Consider the following 25,520-nt stretch of genomic DNA (forward strand, 5'->3'; position numbering starts at 1 on the left):
ACCCTGAAGTACTAATCTCCCCTACCAATGATCAGGATTGCCCTGGCTGATGACCACAAATTATTTGCAAAAGGAATTGAAGGAATTCTCGAAGAAGAGGATGATCTTTTAGTTACCGATATATTCCCCAATGGCAAAGAGCTATGCAATTATTTGCAAGAAAATGAGGTAGATGTGGTTCTTACCGATCTGAATATGCCAATCATGGATGGCTTTGGAGTTTTGGAATATTGCAAAGAAAACTTACCCCATCTAAAGGTGATTGTCCTTTCGATGTACGATGAGGAGAAGATTTACAAAAAATGCATCGATCAGAGGGCTGATGCCTTTATACTAAAAGATGCTGATCCGGATGAGTTAATTTTTACTATTCGTGAAGTTTATGAAGGTCGCCATGTATTGAATTTTGACCGAGTAAAAAAACAGGCTCTACAAGGTGCATATTTTGATGCATTCCGCTCCCGCTATAAACTTTCGCGTCGCGAAACAGAAATAATTCATCTGATCAAAGATGGTATTCAAAATAAAGAAATTGCTCAAATGCTCAATTTGAGCAAGCAAACTATAGAGACCCATCGCAAAAACATCCACTTGAAGCTGCAGGTTAGCTCGAGAATCGAGCTGGTGAATAAGGCACATGAAATGAATATTTAATTATGAGTAATTCTATAAGGACAGCTATCGTTGGCTTCGGCTCTGTAGCTGAAAAAATGCATGCACCACTTATTGATGTGTGCCCAGACCTTGATCTCGTAGCATCAGTTGAGCGACGCACCAATCGATGTGAGGAATTGTATTCAGGTGTGACTACGTATAGAAGTCTTGAGGAATTGCTTGATGCTGACGTCGCGGATTTAATTGTGATTACTACTCCGAATGAATTTCATTTTCCAATGGCCATGCAATGTTTGGATGCTGGAAAGCATGTGGTGGTGGATAAACCCGTGACAATCTATTCCCACGAAGCCGAGGCTTTAAATAAGAAGGCAGACGAAAAAGGGTTGATTTGCTCAGTCTTTCATAACCGTCGCTACGATGGAGATTTCATGACCTTGCAGAAGTTAGTTCGAGAAGGAGATCTTGGGGATTTAGTCTATTTGGAATCACATTTTGATCGTTTTCGCCCTGATGTTTCGGAAAATTGGAGAGAGAAAGAAGTTCCTGGAAATGGCATCACCTATGATCTTGGAGCCCATTTGATCGATCAAGTTATATTGCTTTTTGGTTTGCCCAACTGGATTCAGGCTGATATAAGAAAGCAAAGAAAAGGTGCGGTTGCTGACGATTACTTTGATATTACGATGGATTATGGTTCGCTCAAAGCGAGAGTAACTGCTGGAGCTTTGGTGAATGCGCCGACTCCTAAGTTTTTACTTTTAGGGAAAAATGGTTCCTATCAAAAGTTCGGTTTGGACGTGCAAGAGGCAGAATTTAAGCTAGGTAAAAAACCGGAAGGGCCTGACTGGGGTGTGGAAACTGAGGAGAAGTGGGGGAAATTATTCCTCAGTGAGGAAATTAAACTTTACGAAACAATTCCGGGAGATTATAGAATTCTTTACCAAAATGTAGCTGATGCTATTCTGAAAGGTTCTGATTTATTTATCAAAATACCTCAAGCTATCAGCGTTTTGAAGATAATTGAGGCCTCTTTTTTAAGCTCAAAAGATAAACGTACGATTACAAAGGAAGAAGGGAATTGGTAAGGAATTAAGTTTGGCTCTTTTATGGGGTAGGGGAATAGAAATAATCTAATACACCATGAAAAAAGTATTCTTATTAGTATTCACAGTTTTTTCATTTATCTCGATTTCACAAGCCCAAGTTTCAGTAGGTCTTAATTTTCAGACTTCAGATACATTTATTACAGTTGGTACCGATCCAGATAAAGAATTCTTCGGAGAAGCTAGACTTGGAATCGGCCATGATATCGGACTGGAATTGATGGGCGGCTATAACTTCGTTCGAAAAAGCGAAGTCAATGCCTATGTAGGGGCAGGCCTTGGATTGCTGGGAGACCATCACCACAAGCATCATGACGATCACAATGATATCTATGTTGCTATCCCTGTAGGCGTATTGATCAAACCGTTTAATACCAAAAACCTAGGCTTTTTGATAGAAGCAGCTCCGGTTATAGCAAACCATAACGATACTTATCTAAGAGGAGGAGTAGGAGTAAAATATACCTTTAGATAACACACATAACCACCAACCAACCAAAAAGGTCAACTCATCGCTGAGTTGACCTTTTTCAGTTTTAGAGAAGGCTTATTTGTTGTTTAGGAAAAAAGAGACGCCAAGGTTTAGAGTGGTTGCATCAAGATTAAATCTCCAAGAATTTGTCGGTCCTGAGGTGGAATAATCCTCTGTTTCAAGAGCACTAATATGAGTATATGCAAAGAAATTTGTTGATAGCTCAATTGCTAGCCAGTTTTTTGGGAAAAATGCTAAACCAGTAGATAGACTACCAGTAAAACGAAATTGTGTATTAGTAATAGATGTAGGATCTGAATTACCATCAGTCTGAGAATTCTCATTCTTAGACCAATTTGGACCAAAATCAATTCCACCGAAAGCAGAAAATTTATCCGATAGAGAGAAATACTTCTTTGCAAAAACAGAACCTCCAAAAATATAATTAATAGTTTCACTACTCCTTAGAGGGTTTGAGTTATTGATCTCGATTTTTGACTTATAAGTATTTGCCAAAAATGATACCCCAACTATCCAGTTTTCAGCAATTGAGTAACCTATTTTAGGTTCAATTCTAAATTCCTTATACCTCCTATTATTTGTATTTTGAGTTTGATAATAATAATCTTCTGTATTGCCGCTACTATAATTCATGCTTCCTCCCAGCATAATACTTCCTTTTTGGATCTGGGCATTAGCTGCAAAAGTGAAGAGTTGAAATACGAGTAAGCCAAGTAAGAATCTTTTCATTGGTAAAGGATTTAGTTTAGGTTTCAGAGTTACACGATATCTATAGTTTTTTAGTTATAGCATATTCTTCCAAACCCTCAAGACTTTCATTTTTCTACGTGAATTCATTCATTTTCCCTATTTTTGCGCCTATGGCAAAAACAGAAACTCCTGCGGAAAACGCGCAATTGAAAGATATTATTTCCCATGCCAAAGAGTATGGATTTGTTTACCCTAGTTCTGAAATCTACGACGGCCTTCAGGCTGTTTATGATTATGGAGCTTATGGTGTAGAGTTGAAAAACAACCTGAAACGCCTGTGGTGGGAAACCATGACAAGAGTTCAGGATAATATCGTAGGGATCGATGCAGCGATTTTTATGCACCCTACCACTTGGAAAGCTTCCGGTCACGTAGATTCATTCAACGATCCTATGATTGACAACAAAGACTCCAAGAAGCGCTACCGTGCGGATGTTTTGGTGGAAGAGCATGCTGCAGTTTTCGAAAGAGCTGGCGATATAGAAAAAGCAAATGCACTGACAGGCGCATTGGCAAGATTACTTGAGGCTGAGGATTTAGATGGCGTAAGAGATCTAATCACCAATGAAGGCATCAAATGCCCCATCAGCGGTACTTCCAACTGGACAGATGTTCGTCAGTTCAACCTGATGTTCTCAACTCAAGTAGGTTCTGTGGCTGAAGATTCCACTACAATTTACCTGAGACCAGAAACTGCTCAGGGTATCTTCGTGAACTTCCTGAATGTGCAGAAAACTGCCAGAATGAAGGTTCCTTTTGGAATTGCTCAGATCGGAAAAGCTTTCAGAAATGAAATCGTAGCCCGCCAGTTTATCTTCCGTATGCGTGAGTTTGAGCAGATGGAGATGCAATTCTTCGTCCGTCCTGGCACTGAGTTGGAATGGTACCAAAAATGGGCTGATATGCGTATGAAGTGGCATTTGGCACTTGGAACTCCTGCCGAAAAGTTGAGAAAGCATGATCACGAGAAGTTGGCTCACTATGCTAATGCAGCGATGGATATCGAGTTTGATTTCCCATTTGGATTCAAAGAAGTGGAAGGTATTCACTCCAGAACTGATTTTGATTTGAAATCACACCAGGAGTTCTCCAGAAAGAAGCAGCAATACTTTGATCCTGAGGTGAATCAGAATTACATCCCTTATGTGATCGAGACTTCAATCGGTGCTGATCGTTTATTCTTGTTGACGCTTTGCAATGCCTATACAGAGGAAAATACAGAAGAGAAAAGCAGAACTTATTTAAAACTTCATCCAGCTATTGCGCCTGTAAAAGCAGCTATTCTTCCTATTACGAAGAAAGATGGACTTCCAGAAAAAGGGAAAGAGATTGTGGAGTTGTTGAAATACGATTTCAATATCATCTATGAGGATGCTGCTTCTATAGGTAAGCGATATGCACGTCAGGATTTGATTGGTACGCCATTCTGTATTGCAGTAGATCATCAGACCCTAGAAGACAATACCGTGACCATCCGTCATCGTGATAACACTGAGCAGGAGAGGGTTCAAATCTCTGAGCTTCATGGAAGAATCGCTGAGGCGACTAGCTTTAGAAGAGTTTTTGAGAAGCTTTAATGTAGGATGCTTATTGTCCGATGACTGATGCAAAAGCCCGTTTGATTCGTCAGACGTGCTTTTTTCGGTTTCGTAGACTTATGCTTTGCCTCCTGTTTTAACTGAGTCATCAGGACATACTACAGAGCAATAACGAGTGCCAATCTAAAAGCTTCATGGCAGAATCGCTGAAGCAACTAGTTTTAGAAGGATATTTGAGAAGTTGTAAGAAACTAAAAGGCATAAAAAAACCTCTGAGATTACTCTCAGAGGTTTTTTTTAAACAAAAATTATGGTTTTGTAATTGGGCAACCAGAATAAACAATATTATCTAGATCTCCTTTTAATGAATATTCACCTTCATTAATATCTATAGTTCCTGGATCATCAACCAGTTCTACGCCATTTATGGCTACTACTTTAGCACCAGTCCAAATATTTGCCTTACCATCTTTTGCAGTAGAAGGACCACAATCAGGAACCAATCCTTCAAAAGCAAAAGTGGTAGGGTTCTCTGAAGAACAGCTAACATCACCTGTCCAATGGAATACAGTTCCATTTCCTGTTACTCTATAAATTTTTCCATCAGCACCTGTATATGAACCATTAGTTGGAATATCATTAATGATTTGTGGAAAAGTGAAGTCAATAGATACTTCAGCTTCTTCACTATAGTTATAAGAGAAAATTACATCTACATCTGACTCTCCAATTACTGGGGCAGAATAGGAGAAAGACTCATCGTCACACTCTTCGCTACAAATCTCATACAAATATCGAGTACCGGAGAAAATAACTGGATTATCCTCAGCAAAACTTGTTTCTGTAATAGTGAAGTCAAAAGAATCACCACATTCAACTTCAGAATAATCAAATTCAGGAGATTTATAATAAAAATTTACTGAGCTTGCCTCTTGGAGATAATTTCCAACTTTCTCTGTTGTGGAGCCAAATCCATAAACTCCAATAGATCCACTAAAAAACACAGCAGATTGTGCTTTTCCTGCTGTTTTAGAAGAAATTCCACTAACTTCATAATAAGCCATGTTATTTGGAAGAACTGTTAATTGCATCTGTAAAAAGACAGTTTTTTCATTTTGCCCTGATACTCTTACTTGATTTTTGCCCTCACCCCAATTATTTATGCCTTCTCTTTCTGCAGGAATACAAAATGCAGTTTCACAATCTATTTCATTTCCAAATGCAACGAATGCATTCTCAAATCCACTACTCGTTCCATAAGGATTCAATTTGAATCCCGACTGATCTGCTTTTTCCAAGGAATTAGTAAGATCTTCATTTTCGTAGGTAGCCATTTGGCTACAGGCTCCTAAGAGCATTGCTGACGTCACTAACGCCAACAATTTTGTGTTAAAAATTTTCATATAGGACAGTGTTATTTTAGGTACAACCGAATGTAAATGTTTTTTAAACGTAAAAAAATGCTATTCATAATATTTTCTTAAAATTATCTAACCTATTATGCTTTCTGTCTAAATAATTCTATCCTAATCTGGAAAAAAGGAAATTTCTATGTTAGCATTCATATGCTAGCCTGATTTCATAAATAGTAAACCCAGGACTAATATTTCTAATTTTTCACTTTAATAAATAGGAAGGTATCATCGTATTCATTTTGTAGGGAAGAATCGCTGAAGAAACTAGCATTAAAAGGGTCTTAGTGACTCTTTAATCAAATGAAAAAACCTCCCAAATTAGTTTAGGGAGGTTTTGTAGACTCTATGTCAGATTGAGCTAAGTATACTATTTGGCAAATTATTTCACTATTTCATTACTTTACCCACAAAGCACCATCCCGCTCATTTTTAAGTGTGGAGTTATCTATATATCGAAAAACGAATTGGTCTATCACCTCATCGGCTTTGGCAACAATAATTTTTTCTCCTCTTATTTTAAAAGTGGTTCTAAATATGATGTCTCCACTTGGGAGGATGTCTGCAACTCCATCAGGAGAAAGTGTCAGCGTGCTAGCACAACCTAATTCAGGATTATCGGCTGGATTACATCCTTCAGGAATGTAGGTATAGGTTCCTAAGATCTCCGGCTCGTCTATTTTTTCACAGGAAAAGAAAATTAATCCTAAAAGAGAAAGCAGTAGTAAGTTTTTCATAAAAAAGCAGTTAGGTATATTATTCATACGGAACCGACAGCTCGCCCGCTACAATCGGCCTAACTTTTTTAAAAATTCCTAGTTTAGGGTTTGAATAGAGTTTCATGACTAAGAAAGCACTCATCATAGGTTCGGGAATAGCTGGTATTGCAGCTTCAATAAGATTAGCGATAAAAGGCTACCACGTTGAAGTGTTTGAAGCTAACTCGTATCCTGGCGGAAAGCTTTCTGAAATTGAAATAGAGGGCTATAGATTCGATGCTGGGCCTTCACTTTTTACACTTCCTGAGCAAGTGGATGAGCTTTTTCGGTTGGCTGATAAAAGACCTGAGGATTACTTCGTATATAAAAAACTCGAATTAACCTGCCAATACTTTTGGGAAGATGGAACAAGCTTGAAAGCTTATGCTGATCTGGATCGATTTGCTGAGGAAGTGCAAACCAAGCTTGGAGAGCCAGCATCAAGCATTCGTGATTCACTCAGACAATCAGCCTTTATTTACGACAGTTTAGCTCCACTATTTATGAACCGCTCGCTTCATAAATTGGATACCTGGACTAATCCCCAAGCATTGAAATCCTATATGAAGATGGGAAAGTTGGGGATTTTCTCTACTATGAATGAGGCGAATAGAAAGCAATTTTCTCATCCGAAATTGGTGCAGCTATTCAATCGATATGCTACTTATAACGGGTCAAATCCTTTTGAGACACCGGCGACGCTGAATATTATTCCTCACTTGGAATTTAATATTGGGGCATTTTTCCCAAAAAAAGGCATGCATGATATCACGCAAAGTCTTTATAAGCTTTCATTAGAACTTGGAGTGAAATATCATTTTGGCCATAAAGTGGAAAAGATCTGGGTAGAAAATGGCGAGGCAAAAGGTATTAGGGTAAAAGGGAAGGATGAGTTCGCGGATCTGGTGGTGAATAATATGGATATGGTCAATGCCTATAAGACCATTTTGAAAGAAGAGAAGCAACCTAAGCTTTTACTCAAGCAACCAAAATCTAGTTCTGCTCTTATTTTCTATTGGGGAATAAAGCGGGATTTTCCTGAGTTGGATCTCCACAATATTTTCTTTTCGGATAATTACTCCTTGGAATTCGAGCATATTTTCAAACGCGGTACGATCTACGACGATCCCACGATCTATGTGAATATCACTTCTACGCATAAATCTGACGATGCTCCAGCGGGATGCATGAATTGGTTTACCATGATCAATGTTCCTAATAACCAAGGTCAGGATTGGGATAAAATGATTGAAGAGGCCAAAAGAAACATTCTGCACAAACTTAATCGTATCCTGAGAACTGATGTGGAGTCGCTGATCGAAGTAGAGGAAATCCTTGATCCAAGGGCAATTGAATCGAAAACATCCTCAGCTCAAGGTGCACTTTATGGTAATAGCTCCAATAACAAGTTTGCGGCTTTCCTTCGCCATGCGAATTATTCTTCTTCGATAAAAAATTTATACTTCTGCGGAGGATCTGTGCATCCGGGCGGTGGAATTCCTCTTTGTTTGCTTTCGGCGAAAATTATGAGTGAGATGATAGAAGAGTAGTAGGCAGTTTACAGTCACAGTCGCAGAACAGGGAGAAATAGTTTTTACTTCATTGCGAGGAGGAAGTATGGCGACGTGGCAATCTCACAATGGTTCAAGCCTCATGACTTGGACCTAAAATAATGAAGTCTTCAGACTTCTATCAGTTTAGATAATCAGCGGCAGTCTGAAGACTGCAATGAAATAGGCGCAAGCCTGCCTGCTGCAGGCAGGTATATAGACTTGCGCCAAACCTGCGGACAACAAAACTGCGACTGATCACTGCGACTGATCACTGATCAATCCCTCAATTGCCTCTTTCACCAAATCCATCTCAAACCCCTTGCTCATCAAATACTGCGTGACTTTAAATTTCTTCTTGTAAGTCTCGGGTTCACTTGTGGTTTCCCACTTTTTTTCTGTCTGGGATAAAAGTGTGTCGTAATACTCTTCAGGATCGATTTCAGTCATGCCTTTTCGGATGAGGTCTTCTGAGATTTCGCGCATTTTCAACTCCATGCGAATTCTGTTCCTGCCCCATTTTTTCAGCCTGAATTTGCCACGTGCAAAAGATCTCGCATAACGCTCCTCATTCACAAATTCTTCTGCTATCAATTCCGAAATTATTTTCTCCGCAGGTTCATCTTTGATACCTTTTTCATAAAGTTTCCGCCGAACCTCCCATGGACAACGCTCCTGATAGGCACAGAAAGTTGTTAGCTTTTCAAAAGCTTCTTCCTGCGACCAGGAGTTTTTTCCTGACTCATTTGGCTTATATTTTCCCCAACTGGACATTTTCCGTAATTTTAAACCAAATTATAGCGAATCCCTTTTTTATCAAACCTTATTAAATTTTCAAAATTCATTATGCGTAAGAAAATCGTAGCCGGCAACTGGAAAATGAACATGACTTTCGAAGAAGGTCAGACCCTTACTTCCGAAATATTAAACATGATGAAGGACGAGCATTCCGGCGAAGCTATCGCTGTGCTTAACCCTCCTTTCCCACATATTTTCCCAGTCAAAAAACTTATAGGACAAGCAAAAGGTGTTTTTATCGGAGCTCAGAACTGTTCTGATAAAGAAGCTGGAGCATTCACAGGTGAAGTTTCTGCAAAGATCCTAGCTTCTTTTGGAGCACAATATGTGATCATCGGTCATAGCGAACGCCGTGAATATTTCAAAGAAAGCAATGAGATGCTTGCTGCCAAAGTAAAACTCGCTCTTGCGAATGGCTTAACTCCAATCTTCTGCTGTGGGGAATCTCTTGAAATCAGAACTGCAGGTACCCATGAGCCAAATGTGAAATTCCAATTGACAGAAGGTCTTTTTGACTTGAGCCCTGAGGATTTCTCCAAGATCGTTATTGCGTATGAGCCGATCTGGGCAATTGGTACGGGCAAAACAGCAAGCTCTGAGGAAGCTCAGGACATGCATGCGGCCTTGAGAAGACACATCGCTTCTAAATACGGAAAAGACATCGCTGAAAACACTTCCATCCTTTATGGAGGTAGCTGTAATCCAAAGAATGCACAGGAGCTTTTCGCAAAGCCTGATGTAGATGGAGGATTGATCGGTGGAGCATCGTTGAAGTCCCGTGACTTCGTAGATATTATCAAATCATTCTAAGAAAAAATGGATTACCTGGAGTTTAAAATCAAGTGCCTGGAGCAATTCCGGGAAATCCTTATCGCCGAACTATCCATGATAGGCTTTGATTCCTTCCTCGAAACTGAGGAGGGAATCGATGCTTATACACTAGAGTCAGATTTTGATCGTGCAGCTTTCGATGAAGTGATAGCTCAATATAAAGTTGATGCCGAAATCACTTTGGAAGAAGGCCTGATGCCTAAGGTCAACTGGAATGAGGAATGGGAAAAAAATTACGATCCCATTGCCGTTGATGATCTGGTTTACGTGAGAGCGTCTTTTCACCCAAGCAAGCCTGAGTTCAAACACGAGATTGTAATCAATCCCAAAATGTCTTTTGGGACAGGTCATCATGCGACTACTTTCCAGATGCTTCGTCATCAAGGTCAGATAGACCACCAAGGAAAGCGTGTGTTGGATGTGGGTTCAGGAACTGGAATCCTTGCCGTAATGGCGCATTTACTCGGAGCTAGTGAAATCGAAGCTTTTGATATCGATGATTGGTGTGTGGATAATGGAAATGAGAATTTTGACTTGAATGGATTAACCACCCGAATGGAGTTGGGGACGATCAGAGAAGTAAATCCGCAGCGTGAATTCGATATCGTTTTGGCCAATATCAATAAGAATGTGTTGCTAGACGAGATGAACATTTATGCTGGTTTGTTGAAGCCACAAGGGTTTTTGTTACTCAGTGGGTTTTACACAGAGGATATTGATGATTTGGATGCTTGCGCAACGCCACTTGGCTTGGAGTTGATTTCTCAGGAAAGCAAGGACAACTGGGCAGCATTGATTATGAAGAAAGCTTAAGTGAGACATTAGACTTAAGACGAAAGACTTAAGACTTTCCCACATTAACACTTTACAACTTTATAACCTTAATGACCGAACTGATTATTTACGCCGTCGTTTTTGTCTTGCTAATTGGACATTGTCTTTTTGCAGGAAAAATGTATCGTGCTGTGCATGAGGATTCCAGCTTAACTTTGACTGAGAAAAACGACTGGAAGCTTAAAGCACTTATTTTCCCGGTATATTTTTGGGGAAAATATAAAAAAGCAAAAAGCTAGTATTTTTTGCTTTCAAGTAAACTTTTAGGCTGCTATAGCCGATTATAGAACCAGTACTTTTAATTATAAAATCACAAGAAACTTAGTTTACTAAATTAGCTTCATGGAGTACCTCTGGAAACAAAAGCCCAAAACCTCACAACCAGCAATAGATCAGCTGAGCAAGGAGATCAATGTCAATCCGACATTGGCCAATATGCTGATAAACCGAGGGGTGGAGAGTTTTGAGCAGGCGAAGAGTTACTTCCGCCCTTCCTTGGTGATGCTTCACGATCCTTTTCTGATGAAGGATATGAGGGAGGCTGTGGATAGAATTCAGGAAGCCATTGCTAAGGAGCAAAAGATTATGGTCTATGGTGACTATGATGTGGATGGCACGACTGCAGTTGCGCTGATGTATGGATTTTTGAAAACCTTCTACCCTGATGTGGTATTTTATATTCCAGATCGTTACAAAGAGGGTTACGGTATTTCTGAGAAGGGCGTTCGTTTCGCAGCAGATAATGATATTAAGTTGATTATCGCGCTCGATTGCGGGATCAAGGCAATTGAAAAGGTGGCTTTGGCTACTAAATTAGGTGTTGATTTTATCATTTGTGATCACCATACGCCTGGCGAGGAGCTTCCCGCGGCAGTGGCAGTTTTGGATGCCAAGCGTAAGGATTGTGATTACCCATATAAGGAATTGAGTGGTGCAGGCGTTGGTTTCAAACTGATTCAAGCTATTGCCATGAAGCGTGGGATGGAAAGTTCCCAGTTGGACGCCTATTTGGATTTGGTTGCGGTGAGTATCGCTGCCGATATCGTTCCTATTACAGGAGAAAACAGAATTCTTGCCTATTACGGCCTGGATCGATTGAATAATACCCCACGTCCAGGATTGAAGGCATTAATGCTAAGTAGCAATCTCGAAAAGGACATTGGGATTTCTGATGTGGTTTTCAAAATCGGTCCGAGAATTAACGCTTCCGGAAGACTCGAGCATGCAAAAGCATCAGTAGAATTACTAATTTCATCAGACTTGGAAGGCGCGATGGAGCGAGCCAAAGTCGTGGATGAAGTGAATGCAACCCGAAGGAATTTTGACGAAAATATCACAAAGGAAGCTTTTGAAATGATTGCTTCCCGGGAGGAATTGGTAGAATGGAATTCTACCGTACTCTTCAAAGATGATTGGCACAAAGGCGTAATTGGAATCGTAGCTAGTCGTTGTATTGAAAAGTATTATCGACCTACTATTATTTTGACGGAGTCAAATGGCAAAGCTACAGGAAGCGCCAGATCGGTTGTGGACTTTAATATTTACGAAGCAATAGAAGAATGTGCTGATTTGCTTGACCAATTTGGAGGGCATATGTATGCGGCAGGATTGACACTTCCGGTGGAAAATGTACCAGCATTTCAGGAGAAATTTGAGGCGGTGGTGAAGAGTAGAATCGAGGAAGTTCATCGCAAGCCAGTGATAGAAGTTGACGATGAATTGCTTTTAGATCAGATTAATTACAAGTTTTATAATATCTTGAAGCAAATGGCGCCATTTGGTCCAGGAAATACAGAGCCAATTTTCCGAATCTCAAATGTTTACGCGGAAGATGTGACAGTCTTAAAGGATAAGCATCTGAGGTTCAAAATAGTACAGGATGGTCAGGTGACTACACCGGTTTGTCTGGGATTTGGAATGGCAGATCGGACCAAAGATCCTGACTTGACCACCGTAAATATGCTTCGCGGAAAAATGCGATTTGATATAGTTGCTGAAATGAGAGAAAATGTATTTCGCGATAAGAGCAGTTTGCAACTCTACGTGAAAGACATCAAATTTGATTGATATGATTCTTCGTGCCGAACATTTAGTAAAAATCTACAAAGGTCGCCGGGTGGTGAATGACATCTCTGTGGAAGTTAGTCAAGGTGAAATTGTAGGACTTTTAGGACCTAATGGTGCTGGAAAAACCACTTCATTTTACATGATTGTAGGCTTGATTCAGCCGAATGAAGGCAAAATTTTTCTCGAAAATGATGATATCACGAGTCTTCCTATGTACCGCAGAGCAAAGCAGGGAATAGGATATTTGGCTCAGGAAGCGTCGGTTTTTCGTAAACTTTCGGTAGAAGAAAATATCATGGCTGTCTTGGAAATGACCAAAATGCCAAAGCAACAACGCAAAGAAAAAGTAGAGAGCCTTCTGGAGGAATTCAGCTTAACTCACGTACGCAAAAATTTGGGAATGGTACTTTCCGGAGGTGAAAGAAGAAGAACTGAGATCGCTAGAGCATTGGCTGTTGACCCGAAATTTGTGCTGTTGGATGAGCCTTTTGCAGGTGTGGATCCCATTGCTGTGGAGGAAATCCAGACTATCGTTGCAAAGCTAAAAACCAAAAATATTGGTATTTTGATCACTGATCACAATGTGAATGAGACTTTGTCCATCACTGATAGAGCATACTTAATGTTTGAAGGTAAGTTGCTAAAGGCTGGAACGGCGGAAGAACTTGCCGCCGATGAGCAAGTGAGAAAAGTGTATTTAGGATCTAATTTCGAGTTGAAACGAAAAGTTTTTAATTAATGGCGGTTCTGAATTCCTTTATGACCTGGATTTTTAGGAGTCGTCTTGGTCAAATCGAAAATTTCAAGCACAATCCAATTGCTGTTCAGGAGGCAATTTTTAAGGAGCTTTTGGAAGCTGGAAAAAATACAGATTTTGGAGTTGAGCATCGATTTTCGGAGATAAAGTCCTATGCAGATTTTGCACGCAGAGTACCTATAAGAAACTACGATAGCTTCAAGCCATTCATCGATAAGACGATGGAAGGTAAGGATAATGTGATATGGAATCGGGAAATAGAATGGTTTGCTAAGTCCTCGGGAACAACTGCAAGTCGTAGCAAGTACATTCCAGTGACACATGAAAGCCTGGAAGAATGTCATTATAAAGGAGGAAAGGACATGGTGGCGCTTTACATGGCCAATTATCCTGACTCCAGAATGTTTGCCGGAAAGACATTAACCATAGGTGGAACTCTTGATAACAACCCACTGAATCCTCAAGGAACTGCAAGAGCTGGAGACATCTCTGCGGTGATCATGGAGAACCTACCATTTTGGTCGTATTTTGTCCGAACTCCATCCAAGGAAACTGCTTTGATGGGAGAATGGGAAGCCAAGATTGAAAAAATGGCTCGCGAAACCATGGATGAAGATGTGACGTGCATGGCTGGAGTTCCTACTTGGACTATTGTTCTTTTGCAAAAAGTCTTGGAGCTCAAGAAAGCCAAGAACATTACAGAAGTTTGGCCAAATCTTGAGATTTTCTTCCACGGTGCGGTTGCTTTTGGGCCATATAGAAGTCTTTTCAAGGAGCTTATTCCTTCAGAAAAGATGCGTTATATGGAAACCTATAATGCTTCGGAAGGATTTTTTGGGATTCAGGATCAGAAAGATTCTGATGAGTTATTACTGTTGTTGGATTATGGGATTTTCTATGAATTTATTTCCATGGAAGAGTGGGATAATGAAAATCCAGAAGTGATTCCTTTGTCTCAAGTAGAAGTTGGTAAGAATTATGCTTTAGTGATAACTACTAACGGTGGACTTTGGCGATATAAAATTGGTGATACGGTGAAATTCACTTCCACCTCACCTTATCGATTTAGAATTTCAGGACGGACACGTCATTTCATTAATGCATTTGGCGAGGAAGTGATTGTGGAAAATGCCGAAAAAGCGATCCAATTCGCCGCTGAGCATACAGATGCTATGATTTCTAATTTCACAGCTGCTCCAGTTTATTTTGATGGTTCTGGATCAAAGGGGGCTCATGAATGGGTTGTGGAATTTCAAAAAGAACCTGCTGATCCAAATGAGTTTAACAGATTAGTGGATGAGCATTTACGAGAAATAAATTCTGACTACGATGCCAAGCGCCATAAAGGCCTGGCATTGATAGAACCAATCATCCATCATGCTCCACATGGCTTATTTGAGAAGTGGATGCGGAAACGAGGTAAACTCGGAGGTCAACATAAAGTGCCTAGATTGTCTAATTCCAGAGAATACCTTGACGAGCTTTTGGAAATGATTCAAAGCGCAGAAGCACAGTAGTACTTTTCTAGTTAGCCTAGAACAACGAAGCCCGACGATTAATCTCGCCGGGCTTCATTTATAAACTTTCAGCTTTTAGCATTTAGCTTTCAGAATTTAAACCTCCATTCCTTTATCCCGCATCTTTTTAAACTCATCAAATCTTCTGAAGATAGCTACGGTGAATCCAGCAAGCATAATGATTGTTCCTATCCAAAGGATATTGATATAAGGCTTCACTATAGCCTTCATTACCACATAGTCTTTTTGATATTGATTGACCTTGAAGACAAACTTATTTTCCTCAGGCAAGATGTTTTCAAGACTTACTTTGATCCCAAGCTCATTATCTACTACTGGTAGCTTCCCAACTTGGTTGTTTCTGATAATGAATGTTGGCTGAATCGATTTCTCTACGTCGTAATCAAGAATTCGAAGATTCGCTCGTACTGCTACGTCGCCTTCTTGCAGCACATATCCATCCAATTCCTTCAGGACATCAGCTCCGTCAAAGTAGGTAACATAATCTGCGATGTGGAACTGCTCACCTGGAGCAACTTCATAAACCTCATCTTCTTTCCAATCCGGATCCTCAGAATCATTCATGGCAGCCACATACGTATAAAGATCCTTGTCTATAAAGATCCTAGACGCTGGGGACGAAATCAATCCCCCCATGCCTTCATTGAACTGAGACATTGGGCTAAGCGAAAACTTCAGTACTTCGTTTTGATAATATTCGATCTGGAAGTAGTCATTTTCTTCCAAGACGATGTCTACTTTATCGCCTTTCTTGAAGTAATCTTTATAATCCTCCAAAGCGAGGGCTTCATTTACTTTACCTGTTGGTTCCAAAATCTTGGCAGGAACATATTCTGAGATACCTTTTACCTTCTTCTGACGACCACGGTAGATCACTGTATAGTCCTTCATCTGAGTTGGTTTATTGATCCAAAGCAACACATGCTCCTTATTCAATTCATCTTCCCAACTATTACTATAAGTCAAGCCTGACATATTTATAGAAATGGTATCTGAATACCCAGAGCTAAACATGATACCTATTAGAATCATACCCAAACCAATATGTGCCAAAGAACCACCTGCTAATTTGAAAGTTGATTTCTTTAGGATTTTGGCTAAAATCACCGAATTGGCAGTGATCGTAAATGTACCGGCAAGTACGATGATCATGTATTGCCAATCAAAAACTTTCGCCAAGACTATAATCGCTGCAGAAAGTAAAACCGAAATGATGTAAGGAGTCAAAAGCGCGTCTTTTAGTGCTTTCTTATCCATTTTTTGCCACCAGAAAAACTGACCAACAGCAGTAAGCATAGCTAGAGCCACGGCAAACCAAAGTTGGAATTTTGTATAAAACTCAATCTGATCGGCTGGGGGAGCCATATTGGAAATGCCTCCAAAGCTTTCCACCATCGCATTCCATGCAGGAATAGAAGTAGGAAGAATTACCTGAAACGCCATCAAGGCAAGCGTTGTTGCACCGATAAACACCCAGAATTCACGGGAGTAAACAGAGGCTTCTTTTTCTGAAGTAGGAATATTTTTCCAATGAATCACGCAAAGAACCACTGCTACCACAAGGAAAAATAGCATATAAATTAGTAACTGACCAGAAAGCCCAAGGTCGGTGAATGAGTGAACTGAAGCATCTCCCAATACACCTGATCTCACTAGGAAAGTGGCATAAAGTACCAAAATGAAAGTCATGATCACCAAGACAATGGAAGTCTTCAGCGCAGTTGCACTTTTCTTATAAGTGATCATCGTGTGAATGGATGCCACTAAGATTAGCCATGGTACATATACCGCATTTTCCACTGGGTCCCAGTTCCAATAGCCTCCAAAGTTCAGGGTGACATAGGCCCAATAAGCACCCATAATAATGCCCATACCTAAAATCATGGCAGAGAAAATTGCCCATGGTAAAGCTGGACGAATCCATTCAGAGTATTTTTTGGTCACCAATCCACCCATCAAAAAGGCGAAGGGAACCAAAGTAGAAGCATATCCTAAGAATAAGGTTGGCGGGTGAATCACCATCCAGATATTTTGCAAAAGCGGATTTAAGCCTGTTCCGTCTTCAGGAACGAAATCAGGATTCATCTGGAAAATCGGCGCCTGAGTAGCATCTCTCAAGAGAATGAAAGGAGAACTACCGATTTTCAAATCACCAATCACCACGCCCAAAATCATGGAAACCAAGAATGCCTGAACTAGTGCAAAAACCACCATTACAGGAGCTTCCCAGAATTTATTAGTGAAAATAAGGATGGTTCCTAAGACTACATTCCAAAAGATCCAAAGAATAAAAGCACCCTCTTGACCCTCCCAGAAGCTGGAAATCATGTAGTGAACTGGGAGCGCTTCAGAACTGTGGGAATACGCATAAAAATACTCAAATCGGTGATTGTAGATGATCTCAAAAAGTGAAAAAGCAATCATCACAGCAGAGATGCCGTGAACTCCAAAGCTGATTCTGCTGAATCTTCTCCAACTGGCTTTCTCTAGTTCGTTAGCTTGGAAATACTGAATGTAAGCGTATGCGGTAGTCAGTGCACTGACAAAGGCCACTATGGTCATGAAGTGGCCAAGATTACCGATAAAGGTATTGATCATGGATTTGTTATTCTAACTGAGCTTAACTCACATTCCTGCCGACTGAACTTCAGTTTCTTGGTATTTGGAAGGGCATTTCATTAGGATCTTATCGGCAATAAAGATTTCATCATTCTTATAAGAACCAATTACTACCACAGATTCTGAACGGGTAAAATCCGCAGGTACTGGCTCATTGTAAAACACTTCCTGCTCCACTCCTTCGTTGTCAACCAACATGAAAGTGAAAGAAACCTTGTCTTCTCTTACATTTAATCCAGTGACTTCTCCACTCGCGTCTTTTTTCAGCTGACCTACGACATGGATAGCTTTGTCGTTTCCGTCCTGCTTCATTTCTTTAGCAGTGGTGAAGCTTTCGTAGCTACTTGCATCACCTATAGAAGTCATGATGATTACAATGGCAACTGCAATAATTCCTAATCCTATTATATGTCCTGTTTTCATCTTTATTGAATTTTAGGAATGAAGATTTTTTTCAAGCTTACTGATCTTGCGGTCAGTGCTGATTAGATAAACAGTGATTCCTGCAAAGATTATCACTATCACACCCACAAGAACATAAATTTTGCCGTTGGAGCGCATGACGTCTGCCATTTCCACTGAATTATTTGAGTAGTCAGCTTCTGTGACAGGAATTTTCTCTTGTGCCAAAGCAGAAAGACTGAAAACCAAAAGAGCTATAGTTAATAATTTTTTCATGTGTTTATTATTGATTTGAATTGGCCACATGGAATCTCGCATGGTTTATTATCATTCCTACTTGTCTTGTTCCTATCATGCTCGATTTCATCAATCAGGAATTAATCATTCTGTCTTCAATTGTCCTTTCCACCCTACGCATTCTGACGCGTACAGTTGCGATCCAGCTACCTAAAAGTGTCCATCCGATAATCGCCGGATAAAACACTACACGAAGTTTGGAATCCAAATCATACGCATTGAAGCCGGGGTTTCCACCATTTCCTGGGTGCAAACTGTCTGTTAGTCTTGGTAATACGAAGATAAGGGGAATAAAAGCAGCGAATGCGAAAATGTTATAGATGGCTCCGATTCTAGCTCTCTGCTGAGAATCAGAAAGAGAATTTCTTAACACTAAATATGCGAAATACATTAGTATCCCAATGGCCGCAGCATTTTGCTTGGGATCGCTACTCCAGTAATCTCCCCAGGTAAATTTTGCCCAGAGCATTCCGGTTACTATTCCCAAAACTCCAAAAAGAATTGCTGAGTTGGTGAATTCTATAGCCAAATCATCATTTCTAATGTCATTAGTTCGGAGATACTTGATGCTGTAGTACACTGAGATCACCAGCATCAGGATCATTCCAAACCACATGGTCACGTGGAAGTGAAGAGCACGGATTGTTTCGTTGAGGATAGGAAGTCGAGGTGCTTCCATCAGCAAGCCTGCGATTAGCGTGTACAGCAGCAGGGCGATTGCAAGAATTTTCCACCAGGATTGGCGCATAGGGCATTTTTGCTAATTCAAGCGCAAAAATAAGTCATAAGTTCCTGAAAACGCTGCTTTTTGTGAAGTCTTTTGAGGGGATTTAGGATATTAGATTTACGATTTACGAGATCTACAGAACTTCAAGCATTCTTATTTATCTCAGACTTTCTCTGGAAAGAATTAATGCTTGACAGTAAAATTATTTTTATGTGTATATTTAGTGAAATCGTACACATTATGAGAACGAATATTGAAATAGATGAAAAGTTAATGGATGAGGCCATGAAGGCTTCTGGTTTGACTACAAAAAAGGCCACTGTAGAAGAAGGTTTGCGGTTAATTCTTAGGTTGAAAAAGCAGAAACGAATCAAAGAGTTTCGCGGAAAAATGAAGTGGGAAGGTGATTTGGATAAAATGAGAATCGATTCATGATTTTGGTGGATTCTTCTGTTTGGATAGATTACTTCAACGGGCAAGAGAATGTGCAAACAGATTTTTTAGATAGGTCACTAGGAACAGAAATTATATGCACGGGCGATTTGATTATGACTGAGGTTCTCCAGGGTTTTACTTCTGATAAAAGCTTTTCAGAAGCATTAGATATTTTTGAAGACCTGCATTTCTTCCATTTTGGAGGAAAAGAGTTAGCGGTTGAAACGGCCGTACATTTTAGACTTTTAAGAAAAAAAGGAGTTACTGTGCGAAAAACTATTGATTCTGTCATTGCTACCTTTTGTATAAAAAACGAAATTGAGCTTTTACACAACGACAAAGATTTTGAACCTTTTGTGGCTTATCTTGGGTTGAAGTCGATTTTTTGAAATTTTAAATAATGAATGATGAATTTCCAATAGCGAAGACTACGATCTCCACAAATAAGGAAACAGAATATATCCTGTCACGGCAACTATCGCATTGATCGCTAAAAGTGTAAAAAGATAATCCATACTTACACTCCAATCTAATCCGTCCATCGCATTTTTGGAAATGCGGATGGCCATAAGCAAAATCGGGATAATTACTGGAAAACTAAGAATCGCCATTAGCGTTGCATTATTCCCTGCTTTGGAAGCAATTCCACTAACCATCGTCAAACTTGCTGAAAAGCCTAAAGCACCCAAAACTAAATTCAGGATAAATAAGCCTTGGTCCTGAACTGGATTTCCCAAGATCACTGAAAAAACTCCATAGCCCAGAAGTGCTAGTATGAGAGTTAGACCGGTATTATAGATTATTTTAGAAAGGATGATTGATTCAGGAGAAGCAATCATATAGTAATAGAGTTGGCGACCTTGATGCTCCTGGACAAAGCTTTTGGCAACTGCATTCACAGCAGAAAACAGAATAATGATCCAATACAAGGCATTCCAAGTGGGTTCTGAAATATTCCCCTCTCTAGCTCCTACACTTAAATACGTGATAAAAACTGCCGAAACCACATAAAGCAAAATCCCATTCAGCGCGAATTTCTGTCGCCACTCTAAGGTGACTTCCTTGCTAATCAGAACTGAGATTTCTTTCCACATCGCCCAAAGGTAAGTCAGAAGTATGAAGTGAGAAATCTAAAATCGTGAAATTTCAGATTTTTCACTTTTGATTTCTGACTTTCGTTTCTGCCAAATTGACATCAATTCTCCTTTGGAACAACAGTTGCAATTCTGAGCCCGACAAACATTGTGTTTAACTAAACTAATTTATAGCCATGCAGGAAAAAGGCACGATCTCGATCCATACCGAGAACATTTTCCCGATTATCAAGAAGTTTCTCTATTCTGATAACGAGATTTTTCTAAGAGAACTCGTTTCTAACGCTGTCGATGCGACTCAAAAAATTAAGCGTTTAGCGACATTAGGTCAGTACACAGGCGAACTTGGTGACACTACGGTGGAAGTAAGTTTCGATGAGAAAAAGAAAACCATTACCATCTCTGACCATGGTCTTGGGATGACTGCTGAGGAGATTAAAAAGTATATCAACCAGGTGGCATTCTCCGGAGCAGAGGAATTTGTCGAGAAATTCAAAGACGCTAAAGATGCCAATGAGATCATCGGTAAGTTTGGTTTAGGTTTCTATTCGGCATTTATGGTCGCTGATACTGTAGAAATTGATACACTTTCATACCAAGAAGGAGCAGAAGCTGCTAAGTGGACTTGTGATGGTTCTACCTCTTTCGAAATTTCCAAAGGAAAGAGAAAAGAGCGCGGGACGACTATTACCCTTCATATCAATAAAGATTCTGAGGAATTCCTGGACAAATGGAAGCTTCAGGGAATTTTGGACAAGTACGCGAAGTTCCTTCCTGTTCCGATCAAATTTGGTACTAAAACCGAATCTGTAGAAGATGGAGTGGATGACAAAGGCGAGAAGAAATGGAAGTCAGTAGAAGTTGACAACTTTATTAATACTACTGCTCCGATCTGGACTAAGTCTCCAAGTGATCTGACTGATGAGGATTACCTTAAATTTTACAAGGAGCTGTATCCAATGTCCGAGGATCCACTTTTCTGGATTCACCTGAATGTGGATTATCCATTCAACTTGACGGGGGTGTTGTATTTCCCGAAAGTGAAAAACGAATTCGAACTTCAGCGAAACAAGATCAAATTATTCAGCCGTCAAGTGTTTATCACAGACGAAGTGAAAGACATCGTTCCTGAGTTCCTGATGTTGCTTCATGGGGTGATTGACTCTCCGGATATTCCACTGAACGTATCCCGAAGCTTCTTGCAGGCGGATAGCAACGTGAAAAAAATCAACTCGTACATCACGAAGAAAGTAGCGGATAAGCTTGCTGAGCTTTATAAAAAAGACAGAACGGCTTACGAGCAAAAATGGGGGGATATCGGACTTTTCGTGAAATACGGAATGATCTCTGAGGAGAAATTTTACGAGAAAGGGAAAGACTTCGCATTACTTAAAAATACAAATGGCGAATTCTTCACTATCGAAGAATACCAGTCTAAAATAAAGCCAAATCAAACAGACAAGAATGAGCAAACGGTCATTTTGTATGCAACTGATTTGGAAAAGCAGGATGGATTTATCCAATCTGCCAATAAGAAAGACTACGATGTCTTGGTGATGGATTCACCGATTGACAGTCACTTTATCCAAAACTTAGAATCCAAACTGGAGAAAACGCAACTCAAGCGTGTGGATGCTGATGTGGCTGAGAAGCTGATCCAGAAAGATGAAACTTACGCCAACTTGCTAACTGAAGATCAGAGCAAGGAAGTGAAGGAAATCTTCGATAAAGCGATCAACAACAAGACTTACTCGGTAGAAGTGGAAGGCTTGAGTCCTGAGGAACTTCCAGTGACAATCACCATGGAGGAATTTATGAGAAGAATGAAGGAAATGGCCGCGACTGGTGGAGGAGGAATGGGCTTCTACGGTTCTCTTCCTGACGCTTACAAAGTAGCGGTGAACGGAAATCACCCTGTAGTGGACAAAGTCCTGAAAGCAACGACTGAAGAAGAAAAGATCAAAATAGCTAAACAGTCATTTGATCTGGCACTTCTTTCCCAAGGCTTGCTTACTGGTAAAGACCTGACTGCATTTGTGAAGAGAAGTGTGGAATTGTTATAATAGATACCGGCAAATCTCCAAAGGTTTTGAACCCTTGGAGAGTTTGATTATCTAAAAATCCCCGAGAAGCTCGGGGATTTTTTGTTGTATTGATTTTTCAAACTTAAAACTATGCAGTTTAAAACCGGTTTTGTGTTTTTGTTAATTAATTGAACTATAATAGGTTATGAATATCATTATACTGTGAACTAAAAATAAAATTGCTGATTATCAGCTGGTTAACTAAAACTCTAAAATATTTTTAAACTAAAATTTGGTTTTATAAATGGGGGGGGTATGTTTAGTTCAGGTTTAAGGCGCTGAGGACTTTTTAATCAATCTTTGTAATTTTTAATCAATGAGTCTATGTTAAACGAACTAAGAAAAACATTTGTTATTTGTGGAATTTACGTGACCTTCATTCTATCATTTTCTTTTATTCAATCTCAGAAGAAGTAGAATTTGAGTCGTCAATGGATGAAAGAAAAAGGTTAGAATTGTTTGATACTTTTAAAAGAAGCATTAGTGTAGCACGCAATGAAATTATGGCGTCAAATAATGTAAGTAATGTTTCCCGTTTGAATCAAGAAGAGCTTGCTATGGTATTAGAAGGAGAAATCAGACCTGTGGCAACTAATATTTTGTACTATTACGGATTTTCTGACCAAGAGATCATTGAAGAATTTGGTAGCCTCGATTCACCTGATATTTCATTGACAGCACAAGTAATTGTTCTTCTGGAAGAAGAATTGGCTCAAAATAGGTTGATTTATTTTTTAGATGAATCTGATATATACTATTCCAGTTTATTTGGAATAAGTTCTGCACTTGCTCAATCAGATACAATTGGAGGTTGCTTAGCTGATGCAGTAGGCATATCCGCTGTTTTCGCTGTTCTGGAAGGTGGAGCAAACAAAAAAATGAAAAAGGCAGCAATCAGAAAGGCAATCCGGAAGGTGGTTGGTAGGAGTCTGGGGGTTATTGGAACTACCTTGGCTGTATATGACTTTTCAGACTGTATGGGTTGGTTATGATTGAGTATATGAATTGGGAAAATTTTAAGTTGATACTTTTTATAATTGGATTGATTCTTTCGTCAATTCAGCTGTATGAAAGAAAAAAGGAAAAAAAGAAGGTTTCATTTCTTTCCATTTCTCTAGTTATCTTATTCTTAGCTTTGATCCTAGGGAGATTTTTATAAAATGGTTACTGCTTTTGTAAAGAGAAGTGTGGAATTGCTTTAAGAACAAGCTATTATTTATAAATATTAAAACGGGTATGGTTTCATACCCGTTTTTTTTGCCATATTTATTAAAGCCTAGTACGGTACTAGGGTATTCCACGAAAAAGAGTATTTTTGATCTATGCTTTCTAAAAAGACCAAATACGCCCTACATGCCCTGACTTATCTTGGAAGACACAAAGATGAGAAGACAGTTCTTATTCAGGAGATTGCCGAAGAGCATGGGATTTCCCATAAGTTTTTGGAGAATATCCTTTTGGAACTCAAAAAAGCAGGAATGCTCGGAAGTAAAAAAGGAAAAGGCGGAGGCTATTACTTAATCAAGGAACCCAAAGATATTCCGCTTTCGCGGGTGATCCGCTTATTGGATGGCCCAATTGCTTTACTTCCTTGTGTGAGTTTAAACTACTACGAACCATGCGATGAGTGCAAAAATGAGGCAGTTTGTGGGATAAATCGGGTGATGATTCAAGTGAGAGACGAGACTCTTAAAATACTGGAAAACAAAACCTTAGAGGATATTTTGAACGAGGAGTAAAATTTTTTTACCATAAACCCTATATATTTTATAGGGTTTATATACTTTTGTGCTTTACGCTCGTAATAAACCTGTATGATTTTAGACCAGCCACTCAAAAAGCTATTCACTAGCAAGTCCGGAAGGGACAGCAACGCCAAGAGCTTGCTTAAGTCTATTTCTTGGAGAATTGTCGGGACCATTGATACCATGATCATATCCTATTTCGTCACAGGCGAATTAGTAATGGCCATTTCTATCGGTTCGGTAGAAGTCTTCTCCAAGATCATCCTGTATTATTTCCACGAGAGAGCATGGGAAAGCACTCCAAAAGCACAAGCGAATGACACTGAAAAAAAATATGCATGAACTGGAAGCTCAGCTGTCTCAGTTGAGCGCGCAGGAAGGATTGGCTTTGATAGCTGATCTTTTTCCGGGTAAAGTGACTTTTTCCACTTCCCTAGGTCAGGAGGATCAGGTAATCACTCAATTGATTGCTGATGCTCATTTGCCTATTTCTATCTTTTCTTTGGATACTGGTAGGCTTTTTCCAGAAACCCTAGACTTACTTTCCAGAACAGAAGCTAAATACAAGCAGAATATAAAAGTTTACTATCCGACTACTTCCTCTGTGGAGAACTTGGTAAGTGAGATTGGAATAAACGGATTTTACGACTCTGTTGAAAATAGAAAATCTTGCTGCTTTGTGCGCAAAGTAGAGCCACTTCGAAGAGCTCTATCGGGAAATGAAGTTTGGGTGACTGGACTTCGTGCGGAGCAATCCGCTAATAGATCAGACATGAAGCGCGTCGAGTGGGATGAGGTAAACCAAATCCTAAAATTCAACCCGCTTTTGGATTGGACTTTTGATGATATGATTGCCTACATCAGCGAAAAGAATATCCCTTACAATCCACTCCACGACAAAGGTTTCATCAGCATAGGTTGCGCGCCATGTACTCGCGCGATTATGGAAGGTGAAGATGCCCGAGCAGGCCGCTGGTGGTGGGAAGATTCGAAGAAAGAGTGTGGCTTGCATGCTAAGTAAGACTCAAGATTTTAGATATAAGATTCAAGACTTAGGCAGAGGTAGTCAG

The 25,520-nt window shown here is 39.8% G+C and carries 27 protein-coding genes; 18 read left to right on the forward strand and 9 right to left on the reverse strand.

The genetic code is table 11. The annotated features are described in order from the left end of the window. Nucleotides 1-27 precede the first annotated feature (27 nt). The 3 genes from QOL76_RS06255 to QOL76_RS06265 are packed head-to-tail and all read left to right on the forward strand — an operon-like array spanning nt 28 to nt 2,196. Nucleotides 28-654, forward strand: coding sequence for a response regulator transcription factor (locus QOL76_RS06255; protein WP_283412176.1), 627 nt, complete (start codon nt 28-30; stop codon nt 652-654). Between the two features lie 2 nt (nt 655-656). Next, complete coding sequence (locus QOL76_RS06260) at nt 657-1,703, forward strand: Gfo/Idh/MocA family oxidoreductase (protein ID WP_283412177.1); 1,047 nt, start codon at nt 657-659, stop codon at nt 1,701-1,703. Between the two features lie 55 nt (nt 1,704-1,758). Next, nucleotides 1,759-2,196: an outer membrane insertion C- signal gene (locus QOL76_RS06265; protein WP_283412178.1), complete on the forward strand. Its 438-nt coding sequence runs from the start codon at nt 1,759-1,761 to the stop codon at nt 2,194-2,196. Between the two features lie 72 nt (nt 2,197-2,268). Here QOL76_RS06265 and QOL76_RS06270 read toward each other — a convergent pair whose 3' ends face one another. Further along, a complete protein-coding gene (locus tag QOL76_RS06270) occupies nt 2,269-2,943 on the reverse strand; it encodes a hypothetical protein (RefSeq protein ID WP_283412179.1) in 675 nt (224 codons plus the stop codon). Nucleotides 2,944-3,074: 131 nt separating this feature from the next. Between QOL76_RS06270 and QOL76_RS06275 the strand changes: the two genes are divergently transcribed. Further along, entirely contained in the window at nt 3,075-4,541 is a 1,467-nt protein-coding gene (locus QOL76_RS06275) for a glycine--tRNA ligase (protein ID WP_283412180.1), read from the forward strand. A gap of 269 nt (nt 4,542-4,810) precedes the next feature. Here QOL76_RS06275 and QOL76_RS06280 read toward each other — a convergent pair whose 3' ends face one another. Together QOL76_RS06280 and QOL76_RS06285 are read right to left on the reverse strand one after the other, a co-directional pair. Further along, nucleotides 4,811-5,905 carry a hypothetical protein gene (locus tag QOL76_RS06280; RefSeq protein WP_283412181.1) on the reverse strand — a complete coding sequence of 365 codons (1,095 nt, stop codon included), beginning with the start codon at nt 5,903-5,905 and terminating at the stop codon, nt 4,811-4,813. Between the two features lie 407 nt (nt 5,906-6,312). Then, nucleotides 6,313-6,651, reverse strand: a complete 339-nt coding sequence (locus tag QOL76_RS06285) for a hypothetical protein (RefSeq protein ID WP_283412182.1) — start codon at nt 6,649-6,651, stop codon at nt 6,313-6,315. Between the two features lie 104 nt (nt 6,652-6,755). On the opposite strand from QOL76_RS06285, the gene crtD reads away from it, so the two are divergent. Beyond that, nucleotides 6,756-8,222 (forward strand): 1-hydroxycarotenoid 3,4-desaturase CrtD, encoded by a 1,467-nt coding sequence (gene crtD / locus QOL76_RS06290; protein ID WP_283412183.1) that lies wholly within the window; start codon nt 6,756-6,758, stop codon nt 8,220-8,222. Between the two features lie 258 nt (nt 8,223-8,480). Here the strand turns inward: crtD and QOL76_RS06295 are convergent, their stop codons facing one another. Next, entirely contained in the window at nt 8,481-8,996 is a 516-nt protein-coding gene (locus QOL76_RS06295; protein ID WP_283412184.1) for a regulatory protein RecX, read from the reverse strand. 72 nt (nt 8,997-9,068) lie between these two features. Here QOL76_RS06295 and tpiA point away from each other — a divergent pair, with 72 nt between their 5' ends. The 6 genes from tpiA (at nt 9,069) to QOL76_RS06325 (ending at nt 15,026) form a co-directional block, all read left to right on the forward strand. Then, a complete protein-coding gene (tpiA, locus tag QOL76_RS06300; protein ID WP_283412185.1) occupies nt 9,069-9,830 on the forward strand; it encodes a triose-phosphate isomerase in 762 nt (253 codons plus the stop codon). Nucleotides 9,831-9,836: 6 nt separating this feature from the next. Next, nucleotides 9,837-10,664 carry a 50S ribosomal protein L11 methyltransferase gene (prmA, locus tag QOL76_RS06305; RefSeq protein WP_283412186.1) on the forward strand — a complete coding sequence of 276 codons (828 nt, stop codon included), beginning with the start codon at nt 9,837-9,839 and terminating at the stop codon, nt 10,662-10,664. A gap of 71 nt (nt 10,665-10,735) precedes the next feature. Next, nucleotides 10,736-10,924 (forward strand): hypothetical protein, encoded by a 189-nt coding sequence (locus QOL76_RS06310; protein WP_283412187.1) that lies wholly within the window; start codon nt 10,736-10,738, stop codon nt 10,922-10,924. A gap of 103 nt (nt 10,925-11,027) precedes the next feature. Further along, nucleotides 11,028-12,752, forward strand: coding sequence for a single-stranded-DNA-specific exonuclease RecJ (recJ, locus tag QOL76_RS06315; RefSeq protein WP_283412188.1), 1,725 nt, complete (start codon nt 11,028-11,030; stop codon nt 12,750-12,752). Between the two features lies 1 nt (nt 12,753). Further along, nucleotides 12,754-13,491: an LPS export ABC transporter ATP-binding protein gene (gene lptB / locus QOL76_RS06320; protein ID WP_283412189.1), complete on the forward strand. Its 738-nt coding sequence runs from the start codon at nt 12,754-12,756 to the stop codon at nt 13,489-13,491. After that, nucleotides 13,491-15,026 (forward strand): GH3 auxin-responsive promoter family protein, encoded by a 1,536-nt coding sequence (locus tag QOL76_RS06325; protein WP_283412190.1) that lies wholly within the window; start codon nt 13,491-13,493, stop codon nt 15,024-15,026. Before lptB ends, QOL76_RS06325 begins: the two co-directional genes overlap by 1 nt. Before the next feature lie 96 nt (nt 15,027-15,122). Here the strand turns inward: QOL76_RS06325 and ccsA (QOL76_RS06330) are convergent, their stop codons facing one another. From ccsA (QOL76_RS06330) to ccsA (QOL76_RS06345), 4 genes are all read right to left on the reverse strand, one after another. After that, nucleotides 15,123-17,645 carry a cytochrome c biogenesis protein CcsA gene (gene ccsA, locus QOL76_RS06330; RefSeq protein WP_283412191.1) on the reverse strand — a complete coding sequence of 841 codons (2,523 nt, stop codon included), beginning with the start codon at nt 17,643-17,645 and terminating at the stop codon, nt 15,123-15,125. Between the two features lie 27 nt (nt 17,646-17,672). Beyond that, a complete protein-coding gene (locus QOL76_RS06335; protein ID WP_283412192.1) occupies nt 17,673-18,089 on the reverse strand; it encodes a cytochrome c maturation protein CcmE domain-containing protein in 417 nt (138 codons plus the stop codon). A 12-nt stretch (nt 18,090-18,101) separates the two neighbouring features. Further along, nucleotides 18,102-18,344 (reverse strand): CcmD family protein, encoded by a 243-nt coding sequence (locus QOL76_RS06340; RefSeq protein ID WP_283412193.1) that lies wholly within the window; start codon nt 18,342-18,344, stop codon nt 18,102-18,104. 94 nt (nt 18,345-18,438) lie between these two features. Next, nucleotides 18,439-19,113, reverse strand: coding sequence for a cytochrome c biogenesis protein CcsA (ccsA, locus tag QOL76_RS06345; RefSeq protein ID WP_283412194.1), 675 nt, complete (start codon nt 19,111-19,113; stop codon nt 18,439-18,441). A 219-nt stretch (nt 19,114-19,332) separates the two neighbouring features. Between ccsA (QOL76_RS06345) and QOL76_RS06350 the strand changes: the two genes are divergently transcribed. Together QOL76_RS06350 and vapC are read left to right on the forward strand one after the other, a co-directional pair. Next, nucleotides 19,333-19,527, forward strand: coding sequence for a type II toxin-antitoxin system VapB family antitoxin (locus QOL76_RS06350; protein WP_283412195.1), 195 nt, complete (start codon nt 19,333-19,335; stop codon nt 19,525-19,527). After that, complete coding sequence (vapC, locus tag QOL76_RS06355) at nt 19,524-19,916, forward strand: type II toxin-antitoxin system VapC family toxin (RefSeq protein WP_283412196.1); 393 nt, start codon at nt 19,524-19,526, stop codon at nt 19,914-19,916. Before QOL76_RS06350 ends, vapC begins: the two co-directional genes overlap by 4 nt. 39 nt (nt 19,917-19,955) lie before the next feature. Here vapC and QOL76_RS06360 read toward each other — a convergent pair whose 3' ends face one another. Next, complete coding sequence (locus tag QOL76_RS06360; protein ID WP_283412197.1) at nt 19,956-20,621, reverse strand: heme exporter protein CcmB; 666 nt, start codon at nt 20,619-20,621, stop codon at nt 19,956-19,958. Nucleotides 20,622-20,797: 176 nt separating this feature from the next. Between QOL76_RS06360 and htpG the strand changes: the two genes are divergently transcribed. From htpG to QOL76_RS06385, 5 genes are all read left to right on the forward strand, one after another. Continuing rightward, on the forward strand, nt 20,798-22,684 hold the full coding sequence (gene htpG, locus QOL76_RS06365) for a molecular chaperone HtpG (protein WP_283412198.1): 1,887 nt from the start codon (nt 20,798-20,800) through the stop codon (nt 22,682-22,684). A 377-nt stretch (nt 22,685-23,061) separates the two neighbouring features. Continuing rightward, nucleotides 23,062-23,697 carry a hypothetical protein gene (locus QOL76_RS06370; protein WP_283412199.1) on the forward strand — a complete coding sequence of 212 codons (636 nt, stop codon included), beginning with the start codon at nt 23,062-23,064 and terminating at the stop codon, nt 23,695-23,697. A 330-nt stretch (nt 23,698-24,027) separates the two neighbouring features. Further along, on the forward strand, nt 24,028-24,444 hold the full coding sequence (locus QOL76_RS06375) for an RrF2 family transcriptional regulator (protein ID WP_283412200.1): 417 nt from the start codon (nt 24,028-24,030) through the stop codon (nt 24,442-24,444). 75 nt (nt 24,445-24,519) lie between these two features. Continuing rightward, nucleotides 24,520-24,792, forward strand: coding sequence for a DUF2061 domain-containing protein (locus tag QOL76_RS06380; protein WP_283412201.1), 273 nt, complete (start codon nt 24,520-24,522; stop codon nt 24,790-24,792). Further along, the gene (locus QOL76_RS06385) at nt 24,767-25,471 is read left to right on the forward strand and encodes a phosphoadenylyl-sulfate reductase (protein ID WP_283412202.1); all 705 of its coding nucleotides are present in this window, start codon (nt 24,767-24,769) and stop codon (nt 25,469-25,471) included. Before QOL76_RS06380 ends, QOL76_RS06385 begins: the two co-directional genes overlap by 26 nt. Nucleotides 25,472-25,520 lie beyond the last annotated feature (49 nt).

The organism is Algoriphagus winogradskyi (genome assembly GCF_900182815.1).
Classification (GTDB): Bacteria; Bacteroidota; Bacteroidia; order Cytophagales; family Cyclobacteriaceae; genus Algoriphagus; species Algoriphagus winogradskyi.